This window comes from Streptomyces sp. NPDC054887 (assembly GCF_053610585.1).
Window position 1 is genome coordinate 1 of record NZ_JBSGYQ010000039.1, and the last position, 14544, is coordinate 14544.

Annotated in this window: 14 protein-coding genes and 2 tRNA genes; 5 read left to right on the forward strand and 11 right to left on the reverse strand. The window is 72.4% G+C overall.

Annotation, left to right across the window (positions count from 1 at the left end):
* Positions 1-227: 227 nt before the first annotated feature.
* The 6 genes from ACWGH0_RS21920 to ehuB form a co-directional block, all read right to left on the reverse strand.
* A tRNA-Lys gene (locus tag ACWGH0_RS21920) sits at positions 228-301 on the reverse strand.
* A 60-nt stretch (positions 302-361) separates the two neighbouring features.
* Positions 362-1120, reverse strand: coding sequence for an IclR family transcriptional regulator (locus tag ACWGH0_RS21925; RefSeq protein ID WP_453405877.1), 759 nt, complete (start codon positions 1118-1120; stop codon positions 362-364).
* Between the two features lie 165 nt (positions 1121-1285).
* Positions 1286-2041, reverse strand: coding sequence for an ectoine/hydroxyectoine ABC transporter ATP-binding protein EhuA (gene ehuA / locus ACWGH0_RS21930; RefSeq protein ID WP_453405878.1), 756 nt, complete (start codon positions 2039-2041; stop codon positions 1286-1288).
* Complete coding sequence (ehuD, locus tag ACWGH0_RS21935; protein WP_453405879.1) at positions 2031-2681, reverse strand: ectoine/hydroxyectoine ABC transporter permease subunit EhuD; 651 nt, start codon at positions 2679-2681, stop codon at positions 2031-2033. Before ehuD ends, ehuA begins: the two co-directional genes overlap by 11 nt.
* Positions 2678-3361 carry an ectoine/hydroxyectoine ABC transporter permease subunit EhuC gene (ehuC, locus tag ACWGH0_RS21940; RefSeq protein WP_453405880.1) on the reverse strand — a complete coding sequence of 228 codons (684 nt, stop codon included), beginning with the start codon at positions 3359-3361 and terminating at the stop codon, positions 2678-2680. The genes ehuD and ehuC overlap by 4 nt, the downstream gene beginning before the upstream one ends.
* The gene (gene ehuB / locus ACWGH0_RS21945) at positions 3358-4260 is read right to left on the reverse strand and encodes an ectoine/hydroxyectoine ABC transporter substrate-binding protein EhuB (RefSeq protein ID WP_453405881.1); all 903 of its coding nucleotides are present in this window, start codon (positions 4258-4260) and stop codon (positions 3358-3360) included. Before ehuB ends, ehuC begins: the two co-directional genes overlap by 4 nt.
* A gap of 96 nt (positions 4261-4356) precedes the next feature.
* Here ehuB and ACWGH0_RS21950 point away from each other — a divergent pair, with 96 nt between their 5' ends.
* On the forward strand, positions 4357-4869 hold the full coding sequence (locus ACWGH0_RS21950) for a DUF3830 family protein (protein ID WP_453405882.1): 513 nt from the start codon (positions 4357-4359) through the stop codon (positions 4867-4869).
* On the opposite strand, the gene ACWGH0_RS21955 is transcribed toward ACWGH0_RS21950, so the two are convergent.
* Together ACWGH0_RS21955 and ACWGH0_RS21960 are read right to left on the reverse strand one after the other, a co-directional pair.
* The gene (locus tag ACWGH0_RS21955) at positions 4844-6247 is read right to left on the reverse strand and encodes an amidase (RefSeq protein ID WP_453405883.1); all 1404 of its coding nucleotides are present in this window, start codon (positions 6245-6247) and stop codon (positions 4844-4846) included. The genes ACWGH0_RS21950 and ACWGH0_RS21955 overlap by 26 nt on opposite strands.
* Entirely contained in the window at positions 6240-7199 is a 960-nt protein-coding gene (locus ACWGH0_RS21960; RefSeq protein WP_453405884.1) for a D-2-hydroxyacid dehydrogenase, read from the reverse strand. Before ACWGH0_RS21960 ends, ACWGH0_RS21955 begins: the two co-directional genes overlap by 8 nt.
* Positions 7200-7305: 106 nt before the next feature.
* On the opposite strand from ACWGH0_RS21960, the gene ACWGH0_RS21965 reads away from it, so the two are divergent.
* The 3 genes from ACWGH0_RS21965 to ACWGH0_RS21975 all read left to right on the forward strand — a co-directional run bounded on the left by ACWGH0_RS21965 (position 7306) and on the right by ACWGH0_RS21975 (position 10110).
* Complete coding sequence (locus tag ACWGH0_RS21965; RefSeq protein WP_453405885.1) at positions 7306-8094, forward strand: maleate cis-trans isomerase family protein; 789 nt, start codon at positions 7306-7308, stop codon at positions 8092-8094.
* A gap of 2 nt (positions 8095-8096) precedes the next feature.
* The gene (locus tag ACWGH0_RS21970) at positions 8097-8816 is read left to right on the forward strand and encodes a maleate cis-trans isomerase family protein (RefSeq protein ID WP_453405886.1); all 720 of its coding nucleotides are present in this window, start codon (positions 8097-8099) and stop codon (positions 8814-8816) included.
* A 196-nt stretch (positions 8817-9012) separates the two neighbouring features.
* On the forward strand, positions 9013-10110 hold the full coding sequence (locus tag ACWGH0_RS21975) for an LLM class flavin-dependent oxidoreductase (protein ID WP_453405938.1): 1098 nt from the start codon (positions 9013-9015) through the stop codon (positions 10108-10110).
* Positions 10111-10161: 51 nt separating this feature from the next.
* Here ACWGH0_RS21975 and ACWGH0_RS21980 read toward each other — a convergent pair whose 3' ends face one another.
* A complete protein-coding gene (locus tag ACWGH0_RS21980) occupies positions 10162-11844 on the reverse strand; it encodes a putative bifunctional diguanylate cyclase/phosphodiesterase (RefSeq protein ID WP_453405939.1) in 1683 nt (560 codons plus the stop codon).
* Positions 11845-12364: 520 nt separating this feature from the next.
* On the opposite strand from ACWGH0_RS21980, the gene ACWGH0_RS21985 reads away from it, so the two are divergent.
* Positions 12365-13627: a M6 family metalloprotease domain-containing protein gene (locus tag ACWGH0_RS21985; RefSeq protein WP_453405940.1), complete on the forward strand. Its 1263-nt coding sequence runs from the start codon at positions 12365-12367 to the stop codon at positions 13625-13627.
* A gap of 63 nt (positions 13628-13690) precedes the next feature.
* On the opposite strand, the gene ACWGH0_RS21990 is transcribed toward ACWGH0_RS21985, so the two are convergent.
* Both ACWGH0_RS21990 and ACWGH0_RS21995 read right to left on the reverse strand, forming a co-directional pair.
* Positions 13691-13764, reverse strand: a tRNA-Lys gene (locus ACWGH0_RS21990).
* On the reverse strand, positions 13755-14378 hold the full coding sequence (locus tag ACWGH0_RS21995) for a bifunctional DNA primase/polymerase (RefSeq protein WP_453405887.1): 624 nt from the start codon (positions 14376-14378) through the stop codon (positions 13755-13757). The genes ACWGH0_RS21990 and ACWGH0_RS21995 overlap by 10 nt, the downstream gene beginning before the upstream one ends.
* Positions 14379-14544: the final 166 nt, after the last annotated feature.

The following is a 14544-nucleotide window of genomic DNA, read 5'->3' on the forward strand; positions in this document are numbered from 1 at the left end:
TCACCGTGCCGCCCGGCACCCTCGCGCACCCGTCACCCTTCCGGCCGCACGTGGCGTGCGGGGCGGCCCGGGCGGGAAGGATCGCGGTTCACTCCGGGGAGGACGCCGTCCGCACGGACGCGTTCGCGCCCGGACGGCGGCCCGGGACCAGCTCCGCGACGACGGCGGCTGCTGCTGAGGGGGAACACGAGAAAGACCCCCGCTTCCGCGAGGGTCTTTTCCGTCTGTGCGCCGCCAGGGACTCGAACCCCGGACCCGCTGATTAAGAGTCAGCTGCTCTAACCAACTGAGCTAGCGGCGCTTGACTCGTAAATAGTACCTGGTCCGCGGGGGTGCCCCGCACCACGCGGGGTGATCGCCGTCACAGGGCGAGCGACAGCACCACCGGGGCCGCCCGGCGGTTCAGCGTGTCCGCCGCCGCGCGCAGCCGGTGGGCGTGCTCCAGCGGCAGGGACAGGGCCAGGCAGCCCACCGAGGAGCCGGCCGTCAGCGGCACGGCCGCGCAGACCGTGCCCACCGCGTACTCCTGGAGGTCGAGGACCGGCACTGTGGGCGGCTGGCTGTCCAGCTTGGAGAAGAGGACCCGCTCATTGGTGATCGTCTTCGAGGTGAGCCGGGCGGTCTTGTGCCGTGAGAGGTGGTCGCGGCGGCCGTTCTGGTCGAGCTGGGTCAGCAGGCACTTGCCGATCGCGCTGGCGTGCGCCGCCGACCTGAAGTCCACCCACTCGTTCACCCGGGGCGTCTGCGGACTCTCGGCGATCTGCGTCACCTTGATCTCGCCGTCGATGTACCGGCTGATGTAGATGGCCGCGCCCACCGTGTCGCGCAGCTGGTCGAGCGTCTGCTGGAGCTTGGCCTGGAGGGCTTCGCGCCGGGTGGAGCCCGACCCGAGCAGGACGAGCGAGTCGCCCACGACGTACGCGCCGTCGGCCACCTGCTCGACGTACCCCTCGCGGCGCAGCATGAGCATCAGGGAGGCCAGGTGGGCGGTCGGCAGTCCGGTCTCACGGGCGATCTGCGCATCGGTCACACCGCCGCCGTGCCTGGAGACCGTCTCCAGTACACGCAGGGCGTACTGCACCGAGTGGAACGGTGCGGTCGGCTCCGGCTTGAGCGCCACGGTTTCCCCCTACCAGGTTGTGACCGCTTGCATCCGTTCCACGATAGCCGCCAAGAACCTTTTGTGGGGCTCCTGTTGGCGACAATGTGGCGCGCCCCCGCCCGGTGCCCGGGGGCGCGCCGCCTGCGCATATGCCAGCGGCAGGATCTTGTTCCGTGCGCGGGGTCAGAGCACCGCGCCGAGGAACTCGCGCGTACGTTCGTGCTCCGGATCGCTGAAGATCTTCTCCGGTGAACCGGACTCGATGACCCGCCCCGCGTCGAACATCAGGACCTCGTCGGAGATGTCCCGCGCGAAGTTCATCTCGTGCGTGACGCAGAGCATGGTGATGTCCGTCGTACGGGCGATGTCGCGCAGGACGTCGAGCACGCCCGCCACCAGCTCCGGGTCGAGCGCCGACGTCACCTCGTCCAGGAGCAGCACCTGCGGGCGCATCGCCAGCGCCCGCGCGATCGCGACCCGCTGCTGCTGGCCGCCGGAGAGCTGGGTGGGCCGCACGTCGTGCTTGTCGCCGAGCCCGACCAGGTCGAGCAGCCCCTTGGCGCGCTCGGCGGCCTCGTCCTTCGACATGCCGAGGACCCGGACCGGCGCCTCGGTGACATTGCGCAGGACGCTCATGTTGGGGAAGAGGTTGAACTGCTGGAACACCATGCCGATGTTCTTGCGGACCTCGCGGATCTCCTTCTCGCCCGCCGGGAAGAGCTGCCCGCCGTTCACCCTGATCACGCCCGCGTCGGGCTTCACCAGGGTCATCAGCAGCCGCAGGATCGTGGTCTTGCCGGAGCCGGAGGGCCCGATGAGGGTCACGTGCTTCCCGGTCTCCACCGAGAAGCACAGGTCGTCCAGGACGGTGTTGTCGCCGAACCGCTTGGTGACGTTGTCGAAACGGATCAGCTCGTGGGGGTTCGGGTCAGCGGACAAGACGACGCTCCAGGGCTCGCATGAGAAGAGAAGCCGGGTAGGCGATGAGGACGAAGGCGACGCCGACGACGGTCAGCGGCTCGGCGTACTGGAAGGTCTGCGCGCTCGCCAGCCGGGCCTGCTGGAGCATCTCCAGCACACCGATGGCCATGAGCAGCGGCGTGTCCTTCAGCATGGAGATCACGTAGTTGCCCAGGGCGGGAACGATGCGCCGGATCGCCTGCGGCAGGATCACCGCGCACCACGTGCGCGACGCCGGCAGGCTGAGCGCCGTGGCCGCCTCCCACTGCCCGGCCGGGACGGCGTCGATGCCGGCCCGGTAGACCTGCGCCGTGTACGTCGAGTAGTGCAGCCCGATCGCCAGGGTGCCGGTGGTCAGCGCCGACGCCTGGACGCCCCACTCCGGCAGCACGAAGTAGAAGAAGAACAGCTGCACCAGCAGCGGGGTGTTGCGGATGAACTCCGTGACGACGTTCACCGGCCAGCGGACCCAGCGCGGCCCCCGGTATCCGATCGCCCAGACCATGCCGAGCGTGAAGGAGAGCAGCGAGCCGAGGACCAGCACCTGGAGGGTGACGAGCAGGCCGTCCCAGAACGCCGGCATGAAGTCCGCGACGGCGGACCAGTCCCAGTTGTTCATCGCGCCCCTCCGGCTCCGGCGGCCGCGGCGGTGATGCCGACACCGGCCTTGGTCTTGCGTTCGAGGGCCCGCATGCCCCGGGTGAGGACGAAGGCGATCACGAAGTAGATCACCAGGGTCACGGAGTAGATCTCCACGCTCTCCTGGGTGGCCAGGCGCACCAGATAGGCGGAGAACGACGTGTCGGCCACGCCGAGCAGTGAGACGAGCGCCGTGCCCTTGAGCAGCTCGATCAGCAGGTTGTTGAAGGGCGGGATCATCTCGGGCACCGCCTGCGGCAGCATGATCAGCCGCATCCGCTGCCAGGGGGTGAAGCTGAGCGCGACGCCCGCCTCGCGCTGCGCGGGGGCGACCGCGCTCAGCGCGCCCCGCACGACCTCGGCCCCGTACGCCCCGTACGACAGGCCCAGCGCCAGGACGGCCGCCCACATGGGGACGAGCGCCCAGCCGAAGAGTCCCGGCATCACGAAGAACAGCCAGAACATCAGCACCAGCGCGGACGTGCCGCGGAAGACCTCCGTGTAGAAGCCCGCAAGGAAGCGGACGACGCGGGAGTGGTGCGTGCGGGCGATGCCGACGCCGAAGGCCACGACGGTGGCGAGCGCGGCGCTGTACACGGTCAGCTGGATCGTGATCCAGATGCCGGGGAGGATCCACTGGGTCCACAGTCCGGCCGTCATGCGCACAGCTCCTCTGCGGTCATCGTGGTCATCTCCGCCTCGGTGAAGCCGAACGGCCGCAGGATGCGGAACAGTTCGCCGCTCTTCTTCATCCGGTGGATCTCCACGTTGAAGGCGTCGCGCAGTTCCGTGTCCGCGAGCCGGAAGGCGAAGCCGCCGCCGTCCACTTTCTTCTTCCCGTCCACGAGCGGCACGAAGGGCTTGGTCGCCTCGGCCTTCGTGCTCTTCTTCACCACGTCCCGGGCGGTCAGCGCGGTGCCCGCGAAGACGTCGACCCGGCCGGACTCCACGGCGTTCAGTCCCGCCACCGGGTCCTGGAAGATGGCTATCTCCCCGCGCGGCACGCCCGCGGCGACGGCGTAGTCGAGCTCGGCGTATCCGGCGCCGGTGGCGATCTTCGCCCCGGCCTCGACGACGTCCTGGTACGAGTGGAGGTTCTTGGGGTTGCCCTTGCGCACGACGAACGAGTCGAGCATCTGGTACTCGGGATCCGCGAAGAGGACCTGCGCGCAGCGCTCCTTGTTGATGTACATCCCGGCGGAGACCACGTCGAACTGCTGCGACTGGAGGCCGGGGATCAGCGAGGAGAAGTCGGTGGGGGAGGGCTGCACCCTCGGCACCCCGAGCCGTTTGAAGATGACCTTGGCCAGTTCCACCGCCTCGCCGGTGAACTCGCCCTGCTCGTCGATGTAGCCGTACGGGGCCTCTCCGGCGATGCCGAGCCGGGCCGTGCCCTGCGATCTGAGCCGGGCGAGCGTGTCGCCCGACGGCACCTTGGCGCAGCCCGCGGCGCCGAGCGCCCCCGCGGCGCCCAGCGCGGCCGTGCCGAGCAGCAGCGAGCGCCGGCGTATGGAGGTTCTGGTGGTACGGCCTGAGTCGTTCCCTGGTGGTGGAGCCATGGGCGCGCGGCTACCCCACTTCAGGCCGCGTATGCCGACGAATTCCGGCCCCCCGCACGGCGGCTGCGCCCTTGACCCCCCGGGGACCATGAGGAGATGACCGACCGATTCGTGGACGTATCGCTCGACAAGCGCGGTGTGCGCTGCACCGCGAAACTCCTGGACGACCTGGCCCCGGTCACCTGCGAGGCGGTGTGGCGGGCGCTCCCCCTGGGCGGCGACGTCTACCACGCCAAGTACGCCCGCAACGAGATCTACGCCCTGGTCGCCCCCTTCGCCGACCGGGAACCGCCGCTGGAGAACCCCACCGTCACGCCGATCCCCGGCGACCTCTGCTACTTCTCCTTCTCCGACACCCAACTGGGCACGGCCTCCCACGGCTACGGCCCCGCGCCCGCCATCCGGCCCGGCCGGGGCGTCGTCGACCTCGCCCTCTTCTACGAGCGCAACAACCTGCTGCTCAACGGCGACACCGGCTGGGTCCCCGGCATCGTCTGGGGCACGGTCGTGGACGGCCTCGACCGCATGGCGCAGGCGTGCCAGGACCTCTGGCGCGCCGGCGCGCTCGGCGAGAGCCTGACGTTCAGGCGCGGTCGGGCGCCCGGCTGACCCCGGCCGCCCCCGCCCCGTACAGCGCGTGCGCCGCGCGCAGCACCAGATCGTCCCGGTGCCGGGCGGCCACCAGCTGGAGGCCCACAGGAAGGCCGTCGCCGTCCAGGCCGCACGGCACGGTCGCGGCGGGCTGCTGAGTGAGGTTGAAGGGGTACGTGAACGGGGTCCACCCCGTCCAGCGGCGGTGACCCGACCCCTTCGGGACCTCGGCGCCCGCCTCGAAGGCGGTGACCGGCAGGGTCGGCGTCAGCAGCAGGTCGTACGTCGTGTGGAACCGGCCCGTGCGGCGGCCCAGCGCCATCCGGGCGTCGACCGCCGCCAGGTACTCCAGCGCGCTGTACCGGGCGCCGCGCGCCGCGATCTCGCGCAGCCCCGGGTCCAGCAGGGCGCGCTGCTCCGTGCCCAAGGGCTGGAGGAGCCGGGCGGCGCCGCTGAACCACAGGGTGTGGAACGCCTCGACCGGGTCCGCGAAGTCCGGGTCCGCCTCCTCGACGTACGCGCCGAGCCCGGCCAGCCGCTCCGCCGCCCCGCGCACCGCCGCCGCCACGGCGGGGCGTACCGCCACCTGGCCGCCGAAGGACGCGGAGTACGCGACCCGCAGGCCCTTCACCCCGCCGTCCAGGGCAGCCGTCATGCTCCCGCCGGGGGCCAGTTGCGACCAGTCCCGCCAGTCGGGGCCGCTGATGACGTCCATCAGCAGCGCGGCGTCCGCCGCGTCCCGCGTCATCGGCCCCGCGTGCGCGAGCGTCCCGAACGGGCTCGACGGGTACAGCGGCACCCGGCCGTACGTCGGCTTCAGGCCGAAGATCCCGCAGAACGACGCCGGGATGCGGACCGAACCGCCGCCGTCCGTGCCGAGCGACAGCGGACCCGCCCCGTACGCCACGGCCGCCGCGCTGCCGCCGCTGGAGCCGCCCGCCGTGCGCGACGGATCGTACGGATTGCGGGTCACGCCGGACAGCGGGGAGTCGGTCACGCCCTTCCAGCCGAACTCCGGCGTGGTCGTCTTCCCGAGGAACACCGCGCCGTGCTCCCGCAGCCGCGCCACCGAAGGGGCGTCCTCGTCCCACGCCGCCGCCGGCCGCACGGTCCTTGAGCCCCGCAGCGTCGGTCCGCCCCGCATCAGCAGCAGGTCCTTGACCGACACCGGTACGCCGTCGACCAGCCCCAGCGGCTCCTTCCGGCGCCACCGCGCGGCGGACACCTCCGCCGAGGCGAGCGCTTGCGGCGCGTCGACGCGGACGAACGCGTTGACGAGCGGTTCCACGGCTTCGATCCGGGCCAGGGCGGCGCGGGTCGCGTCGACCGGTGAGAACTCGCCCTTCTCGTACCCGGCCAGCAGTTGACGGGCGGTCAGTGCGCTCAGGTCAGTCATGGGAGGGGACGTACCCACGTTTCTTGTCCACCACGTTCGGCAGCGGGCTTCCGGCCGCCCACAGCTCGTACAACCCGACGAACTGAGCGCCCAGTTCGTCGCGCCATCCGGCCGTGTCGCCGCTCATGTGCGGGGACACGAGCAGCCCGGGCACGTCCCACAGAGGGCTCTCCGGCGGCAGCGGCTCCGCAGCGAACACGTCGAGCGCCGCACCCGCGATCCGCCGCTCGTGCAGGGCCGCGACGAGGTCGTCCTCGACGACGAGCGGGCCGCGCCCCACGTTGATGAAGCAGGCCGACGGCGGCATCGCGCCGAAGGCCGCCGCGTCGAACATCCCGCGCGTCGCCTCGGTCAGCGGGGCCGCGCACACCACCCAGTCGGCGCGTGAGAGCAGCGGCGTCAGCTCCTGCGCGCCGTGCACGCCGGGGCGTGCGGTGCGCCCGACCAGCTCGGTGACGACCCCGAGCGCCCGCAGCAGCCGGGCGGTCTCCCGCCCGATCGGCCCCGACCCCACGACCACCGCCCTGCTACCGGCCACCCGCCGGGTCTCGCGGTGGCGCCAGCGCCGCTGCCGCTGGAGCTCCAGCGTGCCGGGCAGATCCTTCGCCATGGCGATGACCAGGCCCGACACGTACTCCGCGATGGGCAGGTCGAAGATCCCCCGGGCGTTGGTCACCACCGTGTCCGACGCGACCAGCTCGGGACACATGAGGTGGTCGACGCCCGCGCTCGCGGTGTGCACCCAGCGTGGCCGCGGGCCGGCGCCCGGCCAGGCGCGGCGTACCGCGTCGGAGGTGAAGTCCCACACCAGCAGGACGTCGGCCAGCGGGAGTTGACGGGCGAGCGTCTTCTCGTCACCGTGCAGGATGCGGGCACGTCCGGCCAGCCGGCTCAGGCGTGGCGGCGGATCGGCGTCAAGGACGAGAAGGGTCACTTCGGTCTCTTCGGACATGGAGGCGAAACCCCTTCGACACGTCTGACATGTACGGATTGCAGTACGGATCGACCACGCTCGCACCCGAACCCACGGTCGTCAACACAGGCATCTGGGGGCCGCATTGGACATCTCCTTCCTCGGCGGACCACGGCCGCAGCGCGGTGTGGGCGTGGTGGCCCCCTTCGACTTCGCGCTGGACCGTGAGCTGTGGCGCTGGGTCCCCGACGAGATCTCGCTGCACCTCACCCGTACCCCGTTCGTCCCCGTCGAGGTCAGCCTCGATCTGGCCCGGCTCGTCAGCGAGCACGAGACGCTGCGCGAGGCGGTGCGGGCCCTGTGCGCGGTGGCACCCGAAGTCGTCGCGTACGCCTGTACGTCGGGGAGCTTCGTCGGCGGAGTGGCCGGTGAGCGCGCGATGTGCGCGGCGATGGCCCGGGCCGGGGAGCTGCCCGCGGTGACGACGTCCGGAGCGCTGCTCGAAGCACTCGCCGTGATGGGCGCGCGGCGGATCGCACTGGTCACCCCGTACACCCGGTCGGTCACCAGCGCGCTGGAGGAATATCTCGCCCAGGCCGGGATAGCGGTCACTGGACGCGCTTTCCTCGGGCTCACCAGGCACATCTGGAAGGTGCCCTACCGGGACGTGGTCGACATGGCGAGAGAGGCGGTGGCGGGGGCGGCGGACTGCCTCTTCATCAGCTGTACGAACCTGCCGACGTACGACGTGATCCCGCAGCTGGAGGCCGAGCTGCGCATGCCGGTGCTGTCCGCGAACCAGGTCACGATGTGGTCCGCATTGCGGCTGATCGGCGCCTGCGCGGTCGGCCCGTACCAGCGGCTGCTGATCGACGAGGCGGAGAGGGCGCGGGAACGGTCCAGGCAACAGCGGCAGCGACAACAAGAGGGGTGAGGATGACAGCCGTCGGCTTTCTCTATCCGGGTTTCTCCGCGGAGGACGACTACCCGCGGATCGAAATGCTGCTCGACAGCGACGTGCGGCTTGCCGTCGTGCACACCGACATCGGCGAGGACGCCCACCGCGTCGACGCCCTCCTGGAGATGGGCTCGCCCGCGCGCCTGGCCGCCGGGGTGGAGGAACTGCGGCATGCGGGCGCGGAGGCGGTGGTGTGGGCCTGCACGAGCGGCAGCTTCGTGCACGGCCCCGAGGGCGCCCGGGACCAGGTGCACCTGCTGGCCCAGGCGGCCGGCCTGCCGGCCTCCAGCACGTCGTTCGCCTTCACCCACGCGGTACGCGAGCTCGGCGCGTCCAGGGTCGCGGTGGCGGCGACGTATCCGGACGACGTGGCGGCCTGCTTCACCGACTTCCTGAAGGCGGCCGGAACCGAGGTCGTCGCGACGCGCGGCAGCGGCGTCGTCACGGCGGCCGAGGTCGGCACGTGGGGCCGGGAGGAGGTGCTCGACCTGGCCCGGGCGGGCGACCGTCCGGAGGCGGAGGCGGTACTGCTGCCGGACACGGCGCTGCACACGGCGGCGTACCTGCCGGAACTGGAGGAGGCGCTGGGCAAGCCGGTCCTCACGGCGAACCAGGTCACCGTCTGGGAGGGCCTGCGCCTGGCGGGACGGCGGGTGCGCGCGAAACACCTGGGCGCGCTGTTCGCCCGCGAGGCGTAGGCGCGGGCCGGCGCGGCGGAGCGGCGCGCGGGGGCCGCCCCGGGCGTCGCTCCGCCGCGCACCCGACGGGCCGCCTGCGGCCGTGGCGTCCAGCCGCGCGGCCGCCCCGGTCCCGTCCGTGACGCGATCCGTCCCTGCTGCCCGCCCCTTCCCGATGCCGGGAATAACCGGAGCCACCCTCCTGTTGTCGCCCCCGATGTACGCACCGCACTACGCAGGAGGACCACCGGTGGACGCCATCCGAGGCACGGCGAGCGGCAGCGCGCCCGTACCCCTTTCCGTACTCGATCTGGCGACGGTGGGCAGCGGCAGCACCGCGACCCAGGCCCTGCGCACCGGCGTCGCCCTCGCCCGCCAGGCCGAGGCGCGCGGCTTCCACCGGTACTGGGTCGCCGAGCACCACTCCATGCCCGGCGTCGCCAGCTCCTCCCCGGCCGTGATCCTCGCCCACGTCGCCGCCCACACCGAGCGCATCCGCCTCGGCTCCGGCGGCGTCATGCTGCCCAATCACGCGCCGCTCGTCATCGCCGAGCAGTTCGGCACCCTGGAGGCGTTCGCGCCCGGCCGCGTCGACCTCGGGCTCGGCCGCGCCCCCGGGACCGACGGCGCCACCGCCGCCGCCCTGCGCCGCACCGAGCGCCTCCACGAGGGCGCCGACGAGTTCCCGCAGCAGCTCGCCGAGCTGACCCGGTTCCTCGACGACGACTTCCCCGACGGCCACCCGTACGCCCGTATCCACGCGGTGCCCGGCCCCGTGCAGGGCCCCTCCGGCCGCCCGCCGATCTGGCTGCTCGGCTCGTCCGGCTTCAGCGCCCGCCTCGCCGCCACCCTGGGGCTGCCGTTCGCCTTCGCGCACCACTTCTCCGCGCAGAACACCATCCCGGCGCTGGACCTCTACCGCGAGTCGTTCCGGCCCTCGGCCGTCCTCGACGCCCCGTACGCGCTCATCGGCGTCTCGGCCCTCGCCTCGGACGACGAGCGGGAGGCCCGCCGGCAGGTCCTGACCGGCGCCCTGTCGATGGTCCGCCTGCGCACCGGCCGCCCCGGGCTCATCCCGACGCCGGAGGAGGCCGAGGCGTACGAGTTCAGCCCCATGGAGCGGGACTTCGTCGACGGCTGGCTCGGCAACGTCGTCCACGGCACCCCGGACGCCGTCCGCGCCGGTCTCGACGACCTGGCCAAGCGCACCGGCGCCGACGAACTGATGATCACGGCCAACGCGCACAGCGGCGACGCCCGCCTGCGCAGCTACGAACTCATCGCGGACGCCTACGGCCTGCCCCGCCTCGGCTGAGCGCGCGAGCCCTCGCGGCGGGACGGCTCCGTACGCCGTGCGCCACCGGCGTCAGACCCGCAGGCCCGGCCGGTCCTGCGGGCCGACGGCGATCATCGCGGCGATCCGCTCCGGCGTCACCGCCCGCGAGTACAGCCACCCCTGCCCCGTGTCGCACCCGATCCGGCGCAGCCGCGCCGCCTGCCCCGACGTCTCCACGCACTCGGCCGTGACGGTCAGCCCCAGCCGGTGGGCGAGCTGCACCAGCGCCTCGACGATCGTCTCGTCGGCCGGGTTCGCGTGCGCCTCGTCCTGGAAGCCCCGGACGAACGAGCCGTCCAGCTTGAGCACCGAGACGGGCAGCCGGCTCAGATAGGCGAGGTTCGAGTAGCCGGTCCCGAAGTCGTCGATGGCGATGTGCACGCCCATGTCGCTCAGCGCCTGGAGCGCCTGGAGCGGGCGCCCCGCCGAGCCCATGACGGCGGACTCGGTCAGCTCCAGTTGGAGCAGGTTCGGCGCGAGGCCCGTCTCGGCGAGGATTCCGGCGACGTCCGCGACGAGGTCCGAGTCCCAGACCTGGCGTACGGCGACGTTGACGCTGACGAAGATCGGCGGCGTGCCGGGGTGCGCGATCTGCCACTGCCTGGCCTGCCGGCAGGCGGTCCGCAGCACCCAGCGGCCGAGCTGGACGATCGAGCCGTCCTCCTCGGCGATGGAGATGAACCGATTCGGCGCCAGCGTCCCGAACTGCGGGTGTTCCCAGCGCACGAGCGCCTCCACCCCTCGGACGCAGCCGCCCTCCAGGTCGACCAGGGGCTGGTACTCCAGGGTGAACTCGCCGCGTTCGACGGCCGGGCGCAGCGTGCTCGACAGGGCCTGGCGGGTCATCCGGTGGGCGTTGCGCTCCGGGTCGAACAGCGTCCAGCGGGCCTTGCCGTCCGCCTTGGCCCAGTACAGCGTCGTGTCGGCCGCCTGCATGAGACCCGTCGCCGTCGTTCCCTCGGCGACCCGCTCCACGACGCCGATGGACGCGGACACCGCCAGCCGCTGGCCCGCCAGGTCGAACGGCTGCTGAAGGGCGGTCAGCACGGACTGGGCGAGGTCGGCGAGCTGTTCCGTACCGGTGGAGTCCTCGACGAGCAGCGCGAACTCGTCGCCGCCGAGCCGCGCCACCAGATGGCCGCCGGCCCGGGCGTAGCCGTACTGGTCGGCGCACCGGGCCAGCCGGGAGGCGACGGCGGTCAGCAGCCGGTCGCCGACGCGGTGGCCGAGGGTGTCGTTGACGGCCTTGAACCCGTCGAGGTCGAGGTAGCAGACGCCGATCCGGCCGGTGCCCCCGTCGTCGTACGCCGAGTTCTCCAGCGCGGCGGTGAGGCGCTCGAAGAAGAGCGTCCGGTTGGGCAGGCGGGTCACCGGGTCGTGCATCTGGAGATGGCGCAGCCTGGCCTGAAGTTCGCGCCGGTCGCTGGTGTCCGCGACCGACAGCAGGACGCTCCCGCCGTCCGGTACGGGCGTGGCCGTCACCTCGGCCCACAGCGAGCGCCCGTCGAGGTGCTTGAGCCGGCGCGTGCAGCGGAAGCGGGCGCGCCGGCCGGCGAGGACTTCCAGGTACGCGTGGAAGCTGCGGGCGTCGGACGCCAGGTCGAGCAGGTCCGCGGCGCTCCGGTCGCGCAGCCGGCCCGCTTCGGTGCCCAGGAGTGCGCCCAGGGACGGGTTGGCGGTGACGACGAGGCCCTCGCGGTCCACGACGGCCATGGCGAGGTGCGCGGCGTTGAAGGCGGCCCGGTAGTCGTGCGGCCCGCACGCGTCGCGCGGCGCGGACGCCGCAGCGCCGACGTCGTCACTCACCGTGACGGTCGATCGGATCGTGTCGGGGGCCGAACCGGGTTTTTCGGAGGTTCCGCTCACCGCTCGCTCCCGCGGGGCATTGATCGCTTACAGATGTCGTCGGGGTCGTCGGTGGGGTGGAGGCCCCCCAAGGGGCGGACTCCACGCAGGAAAGTGTGCCGATCATAGAGGCTGTCGGCAGGGCCGTTCCAGCTACGCCGCCGTGATGCGGAGCACCCGAGGGCCACGGACGATCGTTTCTGCACAGGTACGCCTTGCGGTGTTCCTACGTGATCGAATGTGACTTTCCGTGATCTCGTCGGGGTGTCGGTCCGGCGGGTACGTGTGAAGCCCCGGTCACCCGTGTGGGGCAGTGGAACAGGGCATACATCATCAAAACCGAACAATGTGGGTGGCGTGCCCCGTATTTCCGCACCCGGAGGTCGACGTGGTCCGCCAGCAGACACCCGGGGGAGCCGACCGGTCCCGCCGCTGCCGCCGCGAGCGTCTGCGCAGTACGGCCGCCGTCTTCACCTCCCTCACGGCGCTCGCCGCCACCTCGCTCGTCGCGGGGCCGGCCGTGGCGGCGCGGGGCGACGGCCCGTGCGTGCTGACGCGCACCGCGGCGCACCACTCCCTGGGCCTCGACACCTGGAACCCCGCCTACCCCCGGCCCGTGGACACCCTCGACGCGGTCATGATCTTCCTGGCCTTCCCCGACTCCGCGCCCACCACCACCCCGGACGAGCTGGCCGCCGACTACTTCCCGGCCACCAGCGACTTCTTCGAGCGGGCCTCGTACGGGAAGTTCGCCCTGCGGCCGCACCCCCAGCGCGAGTGGGTGGAGATGCCGCAGGACTCCACGGCGTACGGGATAGAGCGCGACTGGGACGCGGGGCGGCGTACCGCCTATCTGCGCGACGCGGTCGCGGCGGCCGACGACCGGGTGGACTTCACGCGGTACGACATCGTCTACCTCGTCGCGGACCCGGACGCGCCGGGCGTCGACTCCGACGCGACGAAGGTCGTGAACTTCGACAAGCCGCTGCACGCCGACGGGCGTGACATCAGGCGCATCGTCACCGTCTTCGAGCAGCACCCGCCGGACCGCAACGTGCTGGCCCACGAGACCGGCCACGTCTTCGACCTGCCGGACCTGTACCACCGGCCGGTGGACGGCAAGGGCGACTGGGACACGTACGTCGGCGACTGGGACGTCATGGGCAGCCAGTTCGGGCTCGCCCCCGAGCTCTTCGGCTGGCACAAGTGGAAGCTCGGCTGGCTGGAGCGCCGGCAGGTGGCCTGCGTGGCGGGCACCGGCCCGACCCACCTGACCCTGGAACCGCTGACGGCCGAGCCGCCGCGGGGCGCGCGGGGCGGCACGCGGCTCGCGGTCGTGCGGACGGGGAAGGGCAGCGTGCTGGCGATCGAGGCGCGCGGCGGGTCAGGCAACGACGAGTCACTGTGCACGGAGGGCGTGCTGATCTACCGCGTGCGCAACGGGGCCGCCTCGGGCGGCGGGCCGATCGAGGTCGTGGACGCCCACCCGGAGAGCGAGGCGTGCTGGGACCGGTCGGTGTACCCGCCGCTGGCGGACGCGCCGGTACGGGAGGGGGAGACGTTCACGGTGCCGGGCGAGGGCACGCGGGTGGAGGTGGCCGACCGCACACGGTCCGGGGCGTGGACCGTACGGATCACGCCGGGGGCGTGAGACCGGCGCGGCCCGCGGACCACGAAAAAGCCCCCCGCTTCCGCGAGGGGCCTTTCCCGTCTGTGCGCCGCCAGGGACTCGAACCCCGGACCCGCTGATTAAGAGTCAGCTGCTCTAACCAACTGAGCTAGCGGCGCCTGCTGACGTCGTAGACATTAGCACCCGGATCGGCGGGAGGAAAAATCGATATCCGGGGCTCGGCCGCCTGGCCGGTGCGGGCCGCCCGTACGCACGCCCAGAGCATCGCCTCGGCGCCCGGCAGCCACGGACGCCGCACGTCAGGGGCGACCAGCCAGCGCGGTCCCGCGCCGGCGGGACCGTCCGGGGCGCTCAGTGGGGGGACCGTCACCGCGTCGCCGGGCCCGTGGCACAGGACCGGCACCGCGGTGGTCCGCGCGGCGCCGCGGCCCCACTGCTCCCAGGCGAGCAGCGAGGGGAGGCGCTGGGCGGTGCCGGGAGCGGTGAAGAGCAGCATGCGGCCCCGGTGGGTGGCGACCGGCCCCGACCCCGGCCCGTCGGCCCATAACCGGTCCAGCATCCGGCGGCCGAACATCGCGGGTGCGCTCACCACGTCGAACACCGATCCGCAGGGCAGGACGCCCGCGTCGGTGGGACGGGACTCCCAGAGCGAGAGCGTGCTGCGCGGGTACGCGGCGGCGGACGCCAGCCAGGCGGCCCCGGCGGCGGTGACCTGGGCGGGGGCGGCGGGGTGCGGGTAGGCGGCGACAGCGGTTTCCTGGAGGACGGTCATGACACCCACATCTACCGGGCGTAGCCGCTCCGTTTCCCAGAGTTGCGGGAAACGGGGACAAGCCGGGGCGCGGAGGAGTATCTTGCCCGCCCGGCATATGCCACAAGCCCGTGACCCCGCCCGCCGGGGGCAGACGGTGGCACCCCTGGGGCTCCTGGTGCTTGTG